The sequence below is a fragment of the Synechocystis sp. PCC 7509 genome (assembly GCF_000332075.2).
Taxonomy (GTDB): Bacteria; Cyanobacteriota; Cyanobacteriia; order Cyanobacteriales; family Chroococcidiopsidaceae; genus Aliterella.
This window is the reverse complement of the sequence record NZ_ALVU02000001.1, coordinates 1,855,013-1,872,058: the sequence shown is the minus strand read 5'-3', so window position 1 is coordinate 1,872,058 and position 17,046 is coordinate 1,855,013. Positions and strand designations below refer to the sequence as shown.

Here is a 17,046-nt window from a genome sequence, read left to right as displayed (position 1 = left end):
CTAGCAACTTATTTGCAACCTAGACTCTCTGTTGTAGTTATCCCTGTAACGGGATTTGTTCCAGTCGCGCGATCGCACAATAAATTTATTTGATACCTGTCAATTAAAGCATTACTAAAGTCTGCGCCCGTAATATCAGCATCAAAAAACCGAGAACGAGTTAAGGTTGCATCGGTAAAAATAGCATTTTTTAAGTTGGCATTATCCAAAGTTACGCGATCGACTAATGCACCCGAAAGGTTCGCCCCTTCTAAATTTGCTCCCAGTAAAACACCTTTGGTCATAATTGCATTGGTTAAATCTGCACCTTGAAAATTTGCCCCTCGCATTTCTGCGGCGACAAATACCCCACCAATTAAATTAGTGTGGGAAAAATCACGGTTTTGTAAATTGGCATTGTTGTAATTAATTGTATTATCTTGGGCTAAAGCTGGTTTTGCCGCTATTAATACCCATAACCAAGCCAGACTTAAAATTAGAATTAGACCCAGCAAACGTAATAAAGCTTTTTTTAAGACATCTCTACATATTAGCGATCGCCCAAAAGTTAAAAACATACGGTAGTCCCAAGCAGGTAAAGATAGCCCTACAGTAGCAATTTAGCGCTGGAAATGGATTAATTACTAGGCTGTAGTTATTTAAGTAAAAACCGATGCGTTTACTTGCCTAAACCCTAGCTATAGCGATCGCATTTGATTTATAAACATTAGCCGTAGGGGCGCAATGCCTTGCGCCCCTACAACGTTCACTTATGATTTTTAAAGTAGGTCTAACAACTTGACTGTACCATCAATGCCAGCGATCGTAATTTGCCCAGTGATGGGGCTAAAACTTACGCTGCTAAGTCTACCTTGATGGCTATCAAAAACGGCTAATAGTTTTCCTGAGCGATGCCAAACTCTAGCTATCCCATCATCGGCAACTGTGGCAATTAGCTTACTGTCCGAGCTAAAACTTACGCCATTAACCCAGCCGCCGCCATGCTTAAATACTATTAGTTGTTGCCCCAAAAGATCCCATAACCTAGCCGTCCCATCAAAACCCGCCGTTGCGATTACTTTCCCATCAGGACTAAAACTAATACTGTTGAGCCGTCCTTGACGGGTGTTAAACTTCCGCACCAATTGCCCCGAAAGCTTCCATATACTGACGCTGCCATCATCAGAGGTTGTAGCGATGGTTTTGCCATTAGGACTAAAAACTACGTTTCTCACTACACCTTGACTAACAACTGTAGTTAGTTGTCGCCCCGAAAGATCCCATAACCTTGCTGTCCCATCATCGGAACTTGTGACAATCAGCTTACTGTCTGGGCTAAAACTAGCGCTGACAACGGCGGCTAAATGTTTGTCAAACTTGGCTGTTTGCTGCCCGGAAAGATTCCATAATCTTGCTGTCCCATCGTAGCCCGCCGTAATAATTTGCTGACCGTTGGGACTAAAATTAGCGCTAAAAACTGGACGTTGATGCCCAATACACTGCGCTAATTGCTGCCCAGAAAGCGACCATAACCTGCTAGTACCATCTTGAGATGCTGTAACTAGCTGCTGACCGTTGGGACTGTAGTTAAGCCGCATTACTGCGCTCTGATGAGCTTTAAAACTAGCTTTTTCGACAAGCTTTTGGGCGATCGCGTTTGAACTACTTAATTGGCTAATGGCGGGATTTTGCCCAAATCTCAAATCTGCTAGGTTTATCTCCGCAATCGACACGAAGGCGATCGCACTAACCATTAAAGTTTGACAAAGTTTAAACATATTTGGGCGATCGCCTTTAATTAAGTAATTAATTGATTATTGATTTTCAAATCAGCCAATCAAGCCTACTTGCGTTTCCAGTAAACTCCAAGCCGTTGACCCAAAATGCTGCCGCCAACGGGCGTAAAATGGTGCTAGTTGACTGCGAAAGCTTGTTGTATCTGTCTGGGCAAAAATCATGCCGCGTGTAGTTAGTTTGCGTGTTAGTTGTTGATTTAACAAATTTACTTCGTCGCGCTGGCGGGCTACATACTTAACAACGTTGCGCTGGATAATTTCTTGAATGTCCCTAGGAACAGTTTGCCAAAATTGGAGATTTGCCAGCAGATTAAACCCAGACCACATATGATTTGTAATACTCATGTACTTCTGTACTTCGTAAAACTTGTTTGTTTCGATGACATTTATGGGGTTATCTTGTCCGTCTACGACTCGATCTTTTAACGCTCCGTATAACTGCTCAAAATTAATTGTTTTTGGTTCAGCCCCTAATGAGCAAAAAAAGTCGTTAAATAGTTGAGAGCTAGGTGTACGAATTTTCAAACCTACTAGATCCGCCGCGTCACTAATTGGTTTGGTGCTAGTAGAGATTTGACGATAGCCATTCTCAAAACACCCCTGGGGAAATCCATAAATCCCTTTAAGCGCCATTTCTTGGCGTAAGTAGTCGCCCAACTTACCATCCATTACGCTAAATACTTGCTGACGGTTCTTGAATATAAACGGCAATGCCTGGATTTCAGCTACCGGGACTACCGCGCCGAGTATTGCACCCCATAATGTAAAAAATTCTAGTTCCCCCGCAACGAGCATTTTTAGAGCTTGGGGATCGCTACCAGGAATATTGTTATTTTGCGCGAAGGTTTGTACCTGAAATCGTCCTCCAGTTTCGGTTTTGACTGCTGCCCACATAGCTACTAAAGACTTGTGTAAGGGGCTGTCTTTGGGCTGATTGTGAAATTGTTTGCAGTGAAATTGTGCCGATGCTTGCGCTTTGCTCGCGATCGCCAAACTACTTGTAGTTGTTGCCGTTGCGATCGCTATAAACCTACGGCGTGATATCGCTTTGTTCATTTGGATTCTCAACTGTTGGGCGATGGATTGCAAAAATAACAACTCCTTTAAGTTATTACTTCACGATCCTAGAGCGATCGCTTGCAAAATAATCGTTAGCTAACATCGTAAATTTACTTTTATTTATAACAACCAGTAAATTCACGGCAACTTATTTTTTTCTGTTTCAAATCTCAGTAAATATACAGTAGTAGATTTTACAAAATATTCTAATACTATTTATGAAAGTTACTTCCAAAGCTTTTAATTAACTACTCAAAGCTTTAACATACCTTTACAAACTTAAGCTAAAAAATAGGTATTAGTTTAGTTGTATACATTCAAAAAAATATTAAAACTTTAAGCATTATAAGGAGACGATTAACTATGAAAATAGCTGTAACTAAATCCAGATTTTTTATTGTTTTAGTATTAGCTTTTACATTAATATTAGTGATGGCAAACGGTAGTTTTGCCACGCCAAAGTTTAAATTTCCCAAAGTAATAGCTGATAAAAATCCTCTACATATATTAGGTCCAGCAGGAGAGAGATTTACTTTTGTAAAAACTGGGGCAACAACTTGCGGTAAATATGTAATGGCGGAAGCTACAGTTCCCCCAGGTGGTGGGCCACTACCTCATATTCACCACTATACCGACGAGTGGTTTTACTTCCCCAAGGGAGGATTGACTTTAGAAATGGGTAGCAATACATTTCCCGATCTAAATGTAGTTCCAGGACTCAATGCACCCAAAGAACTTCTACATATGGTTAAAACTACTCGTCGTAGCTTATTTTATGGGCCTAGATACTACGTTCACGGATTTGTAAATAATACCAAAAAGCCCCAGAAGCTAGTTTTTATTTGGACACCAGATGATGCAAAAGTAGGAATTACTAACTATTTCAAAGAAGTAGGTCAACCTTTGCCAGACCCAGCGAATCCACCAGCAATCGATCCAAAAAACAAAGCTTTATTTGTATCTCAAGGGACTAAATACGGAATTAATCAAAGTTCCGACTTTTACCAATATGTAAACTCTACAGACTACAAATTTCCTACGGGGGATAACCACGCTAAAGAGTTATTAGCTTTACTATCTCCTGATGTTAAAGGAAGACAAACAAAGGACGGTGTAGTTAGTTGTAAATAGCTCGTTTATATTACTGAATCGTCATTTTATAAGGGCAAGCTGTAGAATTAAAAGCCAGCTTTGCCCACAATATTTAGAAGTTTTTAAGCCTATAAATGGGAAGGATTTTTTATGTATTTGATAACAGGAAATTTTAGAGCTAAAGCAGATAAAAGGGAAGAACTAATCCAACTTGCTCACAGTATGTTTGCACCGTCTAGAGCGGAAGCAGGTTGCATTAGTTACAACCTATACGAAGATAGCAGCAACAAAAATTGTTTTTTATTTTTTGAAGAATGGCAGGCGCAAGCAGCAATCGACAAACATTTTCAAACCCTACACTTTCAAGACTTTATGCAAAAGTTTTCAGGAATGATTGAGGGAGAGCCAACTATTAAAATTCATGAGGTTAAGGAAACAAAACAACTATAGCTGGCGTTTAACAACTTTAATATATTGACGATAGATAGTAAAAATAAATGAAAGAAATTATCCTCGCTTTAGTTGCAGGTTGGGTTGTTGGTGTGATTTTTGAATGGCTGAAATTACCATTACCCGCACCCCCACCAGTCGGCTTAGTAGGTGCTGCGGGACTAACTTTAGGTGGCTTTTGCTTTCAATGGATGCGTAAATACTTTACACAATAGGCGATCGCTCTGCTAGTTGAAGTGAGCTAGAAAAAAGCTAATAAATAAGGAAAAAACACCCCATGAATGCAACATTAATTGATACAGATGCCAGTAAATTTACTCATCACACAGCAAATATTAATGGTGTTAATTTGCATTATGTTAGGGGAGGACAAGGCGAACCCGTTGTTTTATTAGCAGGATGGCCGCAAACATGGTATGCCTGGCGTTATATTATGCCGATGCTGGCAGAGCATTACACAGTTATTGCGGTTGATATGCGCGGACTGGGGGACTCTGACCGACCAGCAGACGGTTATGATACCCAAACGGTTGCTAAAGACATTTATGGCTTAGTTGATTACCTAAACTTTGAACACATTTTTTTAGTAGGTCACGATGTTGGTACTTGGGTAGCTTATGCCTATGCTGCGGCTTACCCTGAGAATGTCGCGCAGTTGGTTGTTCTTGATGCGGCTATTCCTGGGATCTCACCGGACGAGGCATTTCAATTATCACCCGATTCTAAAACTTGGCAGTTTGTTTTCCATGCTGTTCCCGATCTCCCAGAAATGTTGACGGCGGGACGAGAAAAGCTTTATTTATCCTGGTTTTTCAAAAATAAATCAGTGGTTTCTGGGGCAATTAGTGAAGCTGATATTGATGAATATGTGCGTTGCTACTCTGCACCGGGAGCGATGCAAGCTGGATTTGCTTACTACCGCGCCTTTTTTTGCGATCGCCTTCAAAACCAAGAGTACGCCAAAACGAAGCTAAAAATGCCTGTCCTGGCTTTAGGCGGCGAAAAAGCTGTAGGAATGAAAATGCTACAAACTATGCAATTGGTAGCCCAAAACGTTACTGGTGGCATAGTTGAAGGTTGCGGTCACTACATCAGCGAAGAATGTCCCGACTATTTGACCGCACAACTGCTGGCTTTTTTTGGTCAAGCAAAACCCCGATAAGTTTAATCTAAAGAGAGTTCTAGCAATGAAGTTTGGCGTTCATACATTTTTGTGGACAAAGACGTTCGATCTATCAAACGCCGCTATTTTGCCCCAAATTAAAGAGCAAGGCTTTGACGGCGTAGAAATTGCCCGGTATCAATTTGATGACTTTCCGGCGGCTAAGATTGGCGAACAATTGAGAAATAATGGTCTAGAGTGTACCCTTTGTTGTGGATTGACGGCGGGTTTGAGCTTGATTGATGATGATTTTGGGGTGCGACAACGAACTATATCTTTTATAAAGCAGGCGGTGGAAATAGCTGTAACCCTAGGTGCAACAACCCTTGTCGGCCCGCTAGTTGCACCCATTGGCTATTTTTGCGATCGCCGTCGCACCCAAAAAGAGTGGCAGTTTGCCATTGAAGGATTGCAGCAATTGGGGGAAACCCTTGTACAGCATGGAGTTCAATTAGCAATAGAACCCCTCAATCGTTACCAAACTTACTTTTTAAATACTCTTAATGATGGGGTGGAACTTTGCCAAGCGGTCAATCACCCTAATATTGGTCTATTAGCGGATGTTTTTCACGCCAACATTGAAGAAAAGAATATTGCGGAGGCGATTTTTAACGCCAAGGAATACGTAAAGCACGTTCATGTTTGCGAAAACGATCGCGGTATTCCTGGAACTGGTCACATTGATTGGCAAGGTATTTTTGCCGTTTTGCACAAAATTGAGTACGATCGCTGGATAGTGATTGAAAGCTTTAACTTCAAAGATCCACAGTTAGCTGCGGCTACCCGGACTTGGCGCGACTTGGCTTCAACTCCAGAAGCGATCGCTTTTGAAGGGTTAGCATTTTTAAAACAGCAACAGAAAATCTATTAAAGACCCCTTTTTAAAAAGTTATTGGCATTGCTGAAAGTATGATGATTTTCTTCCCAATTCCCAATTCCCAATTCCCAATTCCCAATTCCTAAGTTATTTTGCCTAAATAGACGTATCGAACAAATACCTATTTGAGTAAGACAACAAATCTATTTAGTTATCGTGCCAATCTTTACCCAAACGCAGGGTTAAATAAGAATCAAGATCCCCCGTAGCTTCTACTTCAACTTTACCTAAACCTAAAACTTTTTGTAGCTCGGTAGCCGCTTTCAAGTCGCCGCGCTGGACAACAATTTCTGTTTGCGCTAATTGGTCTTGCCAATCAGAAGTTATATAAACATTTTCTAAGCCTTGAGCCTTGAGTTTATCTGTAACGCGATCGCTTAAACTCGGTTGACCTGACGCATTTTGGACGGCAATTTTTATCGTAGAGAGCGATCGCGCTTTGGGCGTACTCAGAACTTTTGCCCCAAAATACTCGCTCATCACTCGATCTTGACCGCCTGGGTCGAGCCAATAACTACTAGGATCTAAGCTTAACGAACTAAGATTACCTGGTAGCATAAGCAATTGCAGATTTTGAGCATCTAATCTAGCGCCAAAAGTTGCTAAAGTTAGCATTTCCTCTGGACTAAGGTTAGTATCTACATAGTTTTGGACAATACTAACAATTTGAGGCAAGCGGACGATAATTGCTGGATTTGTCAACCGATTTTTTAAAGCTTTAATTAGCAATTGCTGTCTTTGTACCCGTCCTAAATCGCCATTTTCCTTGTCTTGAAATCGAGCAAATTGTTGAGCCTCGTCGCCATTTAAAGTTTGCCAGCCTTTTTCTAGATTGATTATTAACTTTTGACTAGCATCTTGATAAGACATTGATTGCGGCACAAATACTTCGATACCGCCTAAAGCATTTACCAATTCTCGCAATCCATGAGGGCGGATACGAAGATAGCGGTCAATTGGCACATTATTTAAACTTTTACTTACTACCCGCGTTGCTGTAGCTGCACCACTAGCATTTGCTAGAGTTATTTGTCCTAAGCCTATTTCTGGCAAAACTACCATACTAGAGCGGGGAATTGATAGAACTTTAATTAACTGAGTGGTTGGATTTACCCGCAACAACAGCATTGCGTCGCTATTTGCCGTCATGTCTGACTTAGCAAAATCGCTTTTCATCTCCGCCACCGGATCGATTCCCAAGACTAAAATATTTACTGGTCGGGCTATTTGGTACGAATTGGCAAACAATACAGATTTATTACCTTGTTTGTTTAATAATTCTGCCAATTGCTGCTCTTGACTTAAAATCGGGCGATCGCTCCATATTGGGGCAAATAAAGCCGTATTTGCTCCTAGCAACACGCACAAGGTAGTTAAACAAGTCCAAGATAGCAACGGATTTTTGCGCCAAATTAGCAATAGACGATAGCGCAATGTTCCTAAGCTGCGTTTGACCACTTGGCGATCGCGGAAATTGTTTTGAGCATAACGCACCGATGAATTGTATGTTCTCTGAACTCCCTTAACCACAACTATTCTCCCCAACTTGGCGATCGCACTACAGGTATAGTAATGCAAGCTGTTAATATTGCCACTTGTAAAGTAAACTATCCTTGCAAATCGTGGCAATAAATTAACTATGACTAGCTCTTTGATTCCGGTAATTTTAGCTGGTGGTAAAGGCGAACGTTTTTGGCCACTCAGTCGCAAGCATCGCCCCAAGCAATTTTTAAGTTTGGATGGGAGCGGCAAAAGTTTACTCCAAGCCACCGCCGAGCGCTTGCTACCCCTGGCTGATGGCTGGGATAAGCTATGGGTGGTAACGTCTAGTGCCTTAGCTGAAGGAGTACTGGAGCAACTCCCGCAATTACCCAAAGAGAATATCCTAGCCGAACCCGAAGGCAAAGACACCGCTCCCGCCGTTACTTGGACGACTTTAGAAATTGCCAAACGTTACGGAGAAGATGCAATTGTCGGCTTTTTTCCGGCAGATCCTTGGATTGAAGATCCGCTTAGTTTTCAACAGACTTTACGCTCGGCGATAGAATTAGCGGCAACCCAAGAAGCGATCGCCACTTTAGGAGTAAAGCCAACTTACCCCTCTACAGGCTACGGTTACATTGAGCAAGGGGAACAAACTGGGACTTTTGGCGGCTTACCTGTTTACCGCGTCAATCGTTTTACCGAAAAGCCCGATCGCCAAAGTGCCGAATCATTTATTGCTACTGGGCGCTTTAGCTGGAATAGCGGGATGTTTATTTTTAAAGCTGGGGTAGTTATCAATGAACTTTATACCCACGCTCCCGAAATTATCAAACCCATTGCTGCTCAAGGCGCGGCGGCTTATGCCAATTTACCTAAAATTAGTATTGACTACGCTTTGATGGAAAAAACCAAACTAGCCTATGTATTGCCTGTAGACTTTGCCTGGGACGATTTGGGCGATTGGAACGCCATTGAGCGGTTATTAAAAACTGATGCACCCAATGTAGAAGTTGCAAGTCACGTAGGGTTAGATACCACAGGCTCGTTACTGTACTCGACCGATGAAAATGAGGTAATTGTGACTATTGGTCTAGAGGATTTGGTAATAGTACGCGATCGCAATGTGACTTTAATTGTCAAAAAAGACCGCACCCAAGAGATTAAACAAGTTTTGAAAAAGCTTGAGAGCGATCCAAAATTTAGAGACTTATTATAAATCTCTTGACAGAGGCACTAAAAGGGCTTTTTAAGCTACAACCAAACAATCTTGATAGGCGATCGCCCTTAGCTAGAAACAGGCTTACAGCACTGTTTTAGTTATAGTTTGACTTGTCCCTAGTAAGTTTCTTTTCAAAACTACTGTTTCTTTTATTTAACTCAACTTGTGTTTTTAACTCAAACTACTTCCCGTCAACGTGAAATTATTGAAGTTGTCCTACGCAATGGCTGGGACTATATGCGCCGCCTTTTGACTGGTGGCAAAGCCGACGAACCCCAACTGCCCACTCCGGCGGTATTGCGGAATATTTTGATAGATTTGGGCCCGGTTTATGTCAAGCTGGGTCAACTATTAAGTACGCGCCCGGATTTGTTGCCCGCAGCTTATATTGATGAACTGTCAACCCTTCAAGACGAAGTACCCGCCGTACCTTGGGCAGATATTGAAGTGCTATTGCGCCAACAATTAACTCAGCCAATGGATGAAACTTTTTCTAGTTTTAGTGCTATTCCCGTAGCGGCGGGTTCAATTGCTCAAACTCATCGCGCTACTTTGACCGATGGTCGGGAAGTGGCGGTAAAAGTGCAGCGTCCGGGGATCGATCTTACCGTTGCTCAAGATATTGCCCTAATTCGCGGTGTAGCCGATTTGGTTGCTCGTACTGAATTTGGGCAAAGTTACGAGGTGGATTCCTTAGCTGAAGAATTTGCCACAGCTTTGCAAGCAGAGTTAGATTTTAAACGCGAAGCAAGCTTTACTGACCAATTGCGGAAAAATTTGGCAGATAGTCGCTGGTTTGACTCAAAACGCTTGGTGGTAGCAGAGATTTTCTGGTCTTTGACTACCGAAAAAATCATGGTGATGGAGTGGTTAGACGGAGGGCCTTTACTATCGGCGACATTAAATAGCGATCGCGATGGCATTGATTCTAGTATTGAACGCGGACAAATTACTTCTTTACTATTTCGTTGCTTTTTTCAGCAAGTATATATTGATGGCTTTTTCCACGCTGACCCCCACCCAGGCAATTTATTTTATCTCAAAGATGGACGCGTAGCTCTATTAGACTGCGGTATGGTTGGCAGATTAGACCCGCGCACTCAGCAGATTTTAACCGAAATGTTGTTAGCAATCGTCGATCTTGATGCTCAACGTTGCAGCCAGCTAACATTACAATTGGCAGATTCGGCTCAACCTGTAATCTTATCACGTTTGGAAAATGACTACGACCGAATGTTGCGAAGATACCACAATTTGAGTCTTTCCCAAATTAATTTTAGTCAGGTATTTTACGAAGTTTTACAAGTTGCTCGAAACAATAAAATTCGCCTCCCTAGTAATTTGGGTTTGTACGCTAAAACCTTAGCCAATTTAGAAGGGGTCACCCGTAAATTCAACCCTGAGGTAAATTTATTAGATGAAATTAAACCATTAATTACCGATTTATTTAGGAGACAATTATTAGGCGCGAATCCTCTCCAATCGCTGCTCAGAACTGCCTTAGATATTAAAAGTTTGTCTCTCCAGTCACCACGACACATTGAATTATTATTAGATCGGGTAACTTCTGAAACTTTACAGTGGAATATATCGTTGCGCGGGCTTGATGGGCTGCGTCGTAGCTTGGATGATTCGGCTAATCGCCTGTCTTTTAGTATTTTGGTAGGTTCGCTGATTATGGGAGCGGCAATTATTTCTAGTAAGGCGCAAACAACGGATTTGTCTTTACCAAGTAGCGTCTTGTTTGCTGCTGCTAGTTTATTGGGCTTGTGGCTAATTTTTAGTATTATCCGTTCTGGAGGTTTAAAGTAGTCTAAAATGCAAAGCTCGTAAATCAATTAATAAAAGTTGGCGGCTACTTAAAGTTATTAATTGCCTTTTACTTTGTATGGCTATCTAAGATCAATGTTAGAAAAATATCGATGTTTTTGCTCCCTCATTGCATATTGTATAAATAAGTATACAATTTACTTAGTACGCGAAGCTTAATTAAACAAATCTCTTTACGCAAGGCTAGTAATGCTTATAAAGTAATTGAGAAGCGTTCTTTATAAAGCTCTATAAATTCTATGTTGCCAAAAAATTAGCACCATATCAGTAATTAGAGTAATTTGTGACATAGAAGATTTTGAGGTGAGGAGAAGTGGTGAGACAAATATTTAATAGCTTTTGTTTAGCTATTACCGTAGTTGGATTGGTGAATCAGTCGGTGCGGGCTAATCAGGTATTGGCTGGTAAGGGTGAAGGCATTTCTAACAAGCCTCAAACTATTAAACTGGAGGCGGGCAATTCTTGGCAGAAAATCAAACAAGTACGAGAATCAACCATAGCGCAAACGCGATCGCCAAATAGAAATACACCGGGATTTCCCCAAAATTTGCGATCGCCAAATTCCCCCACTAATAGCCCAGGATTTCCCCAAAATTTGCGATCGCCAAATCCCCCCACTACAGAGCTTTCGCCTCGCAACACTCCCGCCCCAAGCAAACTTAACCCTAGTCCAAATCCGCTACAATTTCCAACTAAGCCGGAAGAAGTGCGACTAGAAGCCACTGAAGGAATTAGCTTGCAACAGGCATTGGAATTAGCACGGCGCAACAATCGACAGTTGCAAGTTGCTTTGCTGACTCTAGAACGCAGTCGCGCCAGCGTGCGAGAAGCCCAAGCCGAGGAGTATCCAGCTTTAACTATCCAAAGTGGGTTAAATGCTACCGGAAGCAACGTATTTAGCGCCGATAATAGCAACGATCAACTATCGCCATTACTCAACCAACTCAACCAAAATAATACCGGGAGTTCTACCGCTTTAAGTGGCACGGTAGAACTAAGTTATAACGTTTATACCGCCGGGGCTAGAACTGCCCGCATCCGAGCCGCCGAAGAACAACTACGCTTCGACCAATTAGACGTAGAACGCTTAACCGAGCAACTACGCTTAGATGTATCTAACGATTACTACGACTTACAACAAGCAGACGAACAAGTACGCATTAACAGAGCCGCCGTTACCAATGCCGAGGCTAGTTTACGCGATGCTCAGGCGCGAGAACTAGCAGGAGTAGGGACTCGGTTCGATGTTTTGCAATCGCAAGTGCAACTTGCCAATGCCAATCAAGAGTTGACAAATGCGTTAAGCGACCAACAAGTTGCTCGTCGTCAGTTGGTAAATCGTCTGAGTTTAGCTCAAGTCGCCAATGCGATCGCCTCAGATCCTGTAGAAATTGCCGGGGTTTGGAATTTAGCGTTGGAAGACAGCATCATTGCAGCTTTTCAAAATCGCGCAGAACTACAACAACAGTTAGTCCAACGCAATATTAGCGAACAAAATCGGCGGATTGCCTTGGCGGGTATTAGACCTAGAGTTGCTGTTAGCACCAATTACAACATTAGCGATACTTTTAACGATGATGAAAGTTTTGGCGATGACTACTCCATAGGCGCAAATCTAAGTTGGAATTTGTACGATGGCGGTGCAGCTAGAGCTAGTGCTAGAGCGCAAGAGGCTAATATTGCGATCGCCGAAACAAATTTTGCCGATACTCGTAACCTAATAAGATTTGAGGTAGAACAAGCTTATAGCACTTTGCAATCAAACTTAGCTAATATTCAAACTGCCTCTGTTGGTTTGGAGCAAGCACGAGAAGCTTTGCGTTTAGCAAGGTTACGTTTTCAAGCTGGGGTAGGTATTCAAACAGAAGTAATTGATGCAGAAGACAGCCTAACTCAAGCAGAAGGGAATCGAGTCACGGCGATTTTAAACTACAACCGAGCTTTGGCAAGTTTGAATAGAGCAATTAGTTCCGGCTCGTTGCCGTAAATAATGTGAGTATACAAAGAAGTGTTACGCTTAATCGGCATAATTTAGTGTCATAATCCCTATAAAGATCAAAATATTTACTAAAGTTGGTTGAGGCGTTTTTGTGCCGAATCGGAATTATTGGTTATCATTACTGGTTATGATTGGTGGTTGGGGAGTAAGTTTACCAGCAAACGGACAAGCTCTTATTCCCTATAACGTGCAACTCAATAGCGCAGAATTAGAAAAGCAAGGCTTAAGTTTAGCCCAAGAAGCAGCGCAATTAGCACAGTTTCAACAATACGAATTAGCTTTACCACGAGCAAGATTAGCAACTCAATTAGCACCCAAAAGTTACCAATCGTGGCTGTTATTAGGTGGTTTGTATTTGCAAACCAATAAGTTCACCGAAGCTGTTGCTCCTTTACAACAAGCAAAATCTTTAGATCCCAAAAATCCAGCAATTTTGTTTGCTTTAGGTTCGGCAAATTTTGGACAAGAACAGTACCAAGCGGCGGTGGACAATATCTTAGCAGGCTTAACACTCAAGCCCAACGATCCAGAGGCTTTGTTTGATTTGGGTAATTCTTACTACAAGCTCAATCGTTTGGCGGAGGCAATTTCTCAATATGATAAAGCCGTAGCCGGAAATAAAAAATTTTGGCCAGCAATTAATAATATCGGTTTGATCAAGTACGAGCAAGGAGATACTCCAGGGGCGATCGCTTCTTGGCAAAATGCCCTAAAAATTGATAAGCAAGCCGCCGAACCTCAACTAGCTATAGCTGTAGCTCTTTACGCTCAAGGCGACTTGCAGCGCGGTTTAGCCGCAGGAGTTGCGGCTTTAAAAATAGATAGTCGCTACGGCGATTTGGAGTTTCTCAAACAAAACCTGTGGGGAACTCGGTTACTAGACGATACCAAAAAATTGTTAGCGGCTCCTCGCATTCGTTCTACTTTGCAAGAACTCCCCGCGTCACCACCCGCCGTGAATCCTGCTCCCACACCGTAATCATTACCAGTCCATAAATTTGTGGATTGGTAATTGTTAGTGAATAAACTTAAAGTTTTTAGCGTTTTTAGCAAATAAGTCAGTAAAGATACTCATTAATGTTCGCGATCGCACTTTAATATTTGTACTTACTCCCATTCCTGACTGCAACGCTATTTCTTGACCATAGAACCGAAATAATAGCGCTTCGCTATGATTATTTATTTGAGAGATATAAAATTGATTTTCCTGCAATAAATAATTGCGAACTAGCTTTAGCGCCGCGTTTTGGGATTTAGCCGCCGTCGGATCGAAACTCAGGCGGCAATTTAATCACTATTTAAAAAACAAGGGTTTTTGGTATCGGTCTTGTATCTACATTTAACCAAGCCGAGTAAGCACCAACACGATTTAATAGTAAACCTTTTTTTACTTCACCCAGTTTTTTTTGCTCAATAGTTTGAGGGAAATCCCGAAAAGTTTTAGTGTGTTGTTCAACAAAAGCTGTAACCCACTTATGTATCCATTGCAGTTGTTCAAAACTTTCTACTTCTTCAGCTATTGTCCCCGAAAAAGTAAATTTTGCCGAGGAATCAACAAAAAAATTGTTTAGCCAATCAGTACCAGGGCGATTTGATTGCCAATTATTTATAGTTAGTTTTGTTCCTAAGTAGTTGCTACTATATTTACTAAGCTGGTTAGCAGCATTAACTATTTCGGCAATTTTAACTTCAATTCTTTTAAAACCTAAAAGCAAAAATATTTGCTGTTGGATATTTAGTAGTTCTTGGGATTGGACAAGGGTTTTTTCGACAATTTTTTGGTGAGCTAAACACAAAGCTTCTAGTTGCTGTATTTTGATGCTCACTTCGTGTTCTTCACTATATAACCGTTGTAAAAGCTGTTCTAAAATGTCTTCCAAATATACACTATCTAAAAGTTGCTTTAAATTTTCAGAAGAATTCATGCAAAAACCATTATTTTGCTCTATTGTCCATTGCAAATCTTTAGAATTTTGTAAAAGTATTTTGCGGATATAATAACAAGTTGAAAAAGATAAATTCATATTTTTGGTAGCCAGACGTACCAGCATTTAGTTAATGTATATTAAAATAAAAAACTCTATAGACAACATAATTTAAAACTAGCCGATTTCTATACTAGAAAAAGTTAAATCAAATAGAGATTTTGTTGGAGTCAAGCTAGTATTTGTTACTTCTACTTGCGCCGCCAATTGTACAGATTTTAACATTTCTATTGCCGACTTAAAGCGATGAGATGGTAGCTTTTGCATAGCTTTAGTAATAGTAGAGCGCAACAAAAAAGGCACGGTTTCTGGAAGTATCAATGCTTGATTTATATGAGCTTTCAATAGTTCGCCAGGTAAGCCAGAAAAGGGACGCAAACCTACTACTAACTCAAACAGTAAGACCCCCACAGCATAGATGTCAGAAGCTGGCGAATACTGACCATAAAAGCGCTCTGGAGCCATATAAGCAGGAGAACCCGCACAATCGTCCTGCTTATCGGAGCAAAGTTCGTGATTGAGCCGAGACATCCCAAAGTCAGAAACACGAGCTATCCAACCTGTGGTATCTACACTGAGCAAAATATTTTCTGGTTTAATATCTCGGTGAATAATCTTGCAGCTATGAATATGATCCAATCCGGCAAGAATATCAATAACCAACTTTAAGCTCAAAGATAAACTCAGTTTTCCTTCCAAGTTCATTAAACTGCGTAAATTACCTCCCTCACAATAATCCATGACTAAATACCTGCCAGTTGAGGTATGTTCTAAACCTTGAAAAGTAACAACATTAGGATGCTGTAAACTAAGCAAAAAGTGTATTTCTCGTAAAAACTTCGCAGTGGGGAAGCGAGTTTTTTCTAATTCTTTAAGCGCAACTACTTGTCCGCTTATTTTATGAGTAGCTCGAAAAACCCGCCCAAATTGTCCTTGTCCTACTAGCTCTAAATTGCAATATTTAGATTCGGGTTGTTTGTATTTACTAGGTTCGTTGTTCATACTAAATTGGGTTACTGATGAAACGTAATAATTTGCACTGAAGGTAAATAAAACTACGCTTCACCAGCAAGGCTTAGGCAAATAGGCTACCAACAGCAACTTGTTGGCTATCTTCTTCATTGCTAACCGATGAATGTAGCTCGTGAATCTGCTTACTAGCATCTTTTGCCTTTTGGTAGCTGGTAATATCTCCAATATCAAAAAATAGTTTGGCAGCTTCTCGTAAATCTTGAACGGCTCTTTTTTTGTTACCTAGCTCAATATGAGCCAAACCACGACTGTAATAAGCTGAAGCATGGCTAGGGTTGAGTTTGATAGCTTCGGTAAAGTCGCCAATGCTGCCTTGAGTGTCTCCTAGTGCTTGGTAGCTAACACCTCGCTTGTAGTAAGCATCAGGATCGTAGGGAGTAATCCTAATTGCTTGAGTAGAAGTATCAATTTCTCGCAAATAACCTACTTTTCTGACAATTTCCATTTGCTCCTCATACAAGGTTTGAAGTTTGGCATACTCCATCAAGTTACTGTTGCCTTCAATTAAGCTAGGAATAATCTCTTGGATTTCTGCCAGTTGTGCGGCTACAGAATCAACAATAATTTGAGCTTCAGCTTTACTTTGCAATAGTTCGGCGATCGCTAGCTGATTTGTTTGCAATATCTCGGTGTATTCTTGGCTATCGCTTTTAAGTTGGCTAAAATCCCTATTTGATTGGGTTAGCTGTAAGTCAATAGCTGTAAGTTTGTCTTGAGTTTCGTTTTGCGCTTGAAGTATGGCACTTTGGAGTTGCTGGGAATGTTCTTGAACATCACTTTTAACTTGCTGCTGTAATTGGCTGAGTTGCTGGCTATTTGTCTCCACTGCGGGCATAATTTGGGCGATCGCACTAGAATTATTCTTAGCTGCCGCTTCTAACATTGATCTGCGATTTACCAAATTCAGCATAACGGTAATAGATAAAGGTATCGCAGCCAAAGCCGCCTGGTTGATAAAAATAGAGGCGATAGAACCACCAATAGAACCAACTACAGAGACGGTTTCTACCATGTCTAGCCAAGCGCGATCTTTTGTATTTAAGTTTGATTGCATAACGTTAAAGTATCTCCTATAAATAAA

General features: G+C 41.2%; 17 protein-coding genes. 9 read left to right on the top strand and 8 right to left on the bottom strand.

The window, feature by feature from the left end:
• Positions 1 to 8: 8 nt before the first annotated feature.
• The 3 genes from SYN7509_RS0209610 to SYN7509_RS0209600 form a co-directional block, all read right to left on the bottom strand.
• On the bottom strand, positions 9 to 557 hold the full coding sequence (locus SYN7509_RS0209610; protein ID WP_009634004.1) for a pentapeptide repeat-containing protein: 549 nt from the start codon (positions 555 to 557) through the stop codon (positions 9 to 11).
• A gap of 201 nt (positions 558 to 758) precedes the next feature.
• On the bottom strand, positions 759 to 1,757 hold the full coding sequence (locus SYN7509_RS25545) for a WD40 repeat domain-containing protein (RefSeq protein ID WP_009634003.1): 999 nt from the start codon (positions 1,755 to 1,757) through the stop codon (positions 759 to 761).
• A 51-nt stretch (positions 1,758 to 1,808) separates the two neighbouring features.
• Positions 1,809 to 2,831 (bottom strand): TRAP transporter substrate-binding protein, encoded by a 1,023-nt coding sequence (locus SYN7509_RS0209600; protein ID WP_028954218.1) that lies wholly within the window; start codon positions 2,829 to 2,831, stop codon positions 1,809 to 1,811.
• Between the two features lie 366 nt (positions 2,832 to 3,197).
• Here SYN7509_RS0209600 and SYN7509_RS25540 point away from each other — a divergent pair, with 366 nt between their 5' ends.
• From SYN7509_RS25540 to SYN7509_RS0209575, 5 genes are all read left to right on the top strand, one after another.
• Positions 3,198 to 3,965, top strand: a complete 768-nt coding sequence (locus tag SYN7509_RS25540; RefSeq protein ID WP_009634001.1) for a cupin domain-containing protein — start codon at positions 3,198 to 3,200, stop codon at positions 3,963 to 3,965.
• A gap of 111 nt (positions 3,966 to 4,076) precedes the next feature.
• Positions 4,077 to 4,376 (top strand): putative quinol monooxygenase, encoded by a 300-nt coding sequence (locus SYN7509_RS0209590; protein WP_009634000.1) that lies wholly within the window; start codon positions 4,077 to 4,079, stop codon positions 4,374 to 4,376.
• A 47-nt stretch (positions 4,377 to 4,423) separates the two neighbouring features.
• Positions 4,424 to 4,591, top strand: a complete 168-nt coding sequence (locus SYN7509_RS0209585) for a DUF1427 family protein (RefSeq protein WP_009633999.1) — start codon at positions 4,424 to 4,426, stop codon at positions 4,589 to 4,591.
• A gap of 62 nt (positions 4,592 to 4,653) precedes the next feature.
• Positions 4,654 to 5,538 (top strand): alpha/beta fold hydrolase, encoded by an 885-nt coding sequence (locus SYN7509_RS0209580; protein ID WP_009633998.1) that lies wholly within the window; start codon positions 4,654 to 4,656, stop codon positions 5,536 to 5,538.
• Between the two features lie 25 nt (positions 5,539 to 5,563).
• Positions 5,564 to 6,409 (top strand): sugar phosphate isomerase/epimerase family protein, encoded by an 846-nt coding sequence (locus tag SYN7509_RS0209575; protein WP_009633997.1) that lies wholly within the window; start codon positions 5,564 to 5,566, stop codon positions 6,407 to 6,409.
• Positions 6,410 to 6,562: 153 nt separating this feature from the next.
• On the opposite strand, the gene SYN7509_RS0209570 is transcribed toward SYN7509_RS0209575, so the two are convergent.
• A complete protein-coding gene (locus SYN7509_RS0209570; protein ID WP_202807221.1) occupies positions 6,563 to 8,044 on the bottom strand; it encodes an LCP family protein in 1,482 nt (493 codons plus the stop codon).
• Between the two features lie 10 nt (positions 8,045 to 8,054).
• On the opposite strand from SYN7509_RS0209570, the gene SYN7509_RS0209565 reads away from it, so the two are divergent.
• The 4 genes from SYN7509_RS0209565 (at position 8,055) to SYN7509_RS0209550 (ending at position 13,927) form a co-directional block, all read left to right on the top strand.
• A complete protein-coding gene (locus SYN7509_RS0209565) occupies positions 8,055 to 9,116 on the top strand; it encodes a mannose-1-phosphate guanylyltransferase (RefSeq protein ID WP_009633995.1) in 1,062 nt (353 codons plus the stop codon).
• 168 nt (positions 9,117 to 9,284) lie between these two features.
• Positions 9,285 to 10,931 carry an ABC1 kinase family protein gene (locus SYN7509_RS0209560; protein ID WP_009633994.1) on the top strand — a complete coding sequence of 549 codons (1,647 nt, stop codon included), beginning with the start codon at positions 9,285 to 9,287 and terminating at the stop codon, positions 10,929 to 10,931.
• Between the two features lie 331 nt (positions 10,932 to 11,262).
• On the top strand, positions 11,263 to 12,936 hold the full coding sequence (locus tag SYN7509_RS0209555) for a TolC family protein (RefSeq protein ID WP_148297964.1): 1,674 nt from the start codon (positions 11,263 to 11,265) through the stop codon (positions 12,934 to 12,936).
• A 103-nt stretch (positions 12,937 to 13,039) separates the two neighbouring features.
• Positions 13,040 to 13,927 carry a tetratricopeptide repeat protein gene (locus SYN7509_RS0209550; protein ID WP_009633992.1) on the top strand — a complete coding sequence of 296 codons (888 nt, stop codon included), beginning with the start codon at positions 13,040 to 13,042 and terminating at the stop codon, positions 13,925 to 13,927.
• Between the two features lie 36 nt (positions 13,928 to 13,963).
• On the opposite strand, the gene SYN7509_RS29625 is transcribed toward SYN7509_RS0209550, so the two are convergent.
• The 4 genes from SYN7509_RS29625 to SYN7509_RS0209535 all read right to left on the bottom strand — a co-directional run bounded on the left by SYN7509_RS29625 (position 13,964) and on the right by SYN7509_RS0209535 (position 17,019).
• Entirely contained in the window at positions 13,964 to 14,161 is a 198-nt protein-coding gene (locus SYN7509_RS29625) for a hypothetical protein (RefSeq protein WP_148297962.1), read from the bottom strand.
• An 85-nt stretch (positions 14,162 to 14,246) separates the two neighbouring features.
• Positions 14,247 to 14,972: a hypothetical protein gene (locus SYN7509_RS0209545; protein WP_028954217.1), complete on the bottom strand. Its 726-nt coding sequence runs from the start codon at positions 14,970 to 14,972 to the stop codon at positions 14,247 to 14,249.
• Between the two features lie 78 nt (positions 14,973 to 15,050).
• Positions 15,051 to 15,935 (bottom strand): serine/threonine-protein kinase, encoded by an 885-nt coding sequence (locus tag SYN7509_RS0209540; protein ID WP_009633990.1) that lies wholly within the window; start codon positions 15,933 to 15,935, stop codon positions 15,051 to 15,053.
• Between the two features lie 73 nt (positions 15,936 to 16,008).
• Positions 16,009 to 17,019: a tetratricopeptide repeat protein gene (locus tag SYN7509_RS0209535; RefSeq protein WP_009633989.1), complete on the bottom strand. Its 1,011-nt coding sequence runs from the start codon at positions 17,017 to 17,019 to the stop codon at positions 16,009 to 16,011.
• Between the last annotated feature and the right edge of the window lie 27 nt (positions 17,020 to 17,046).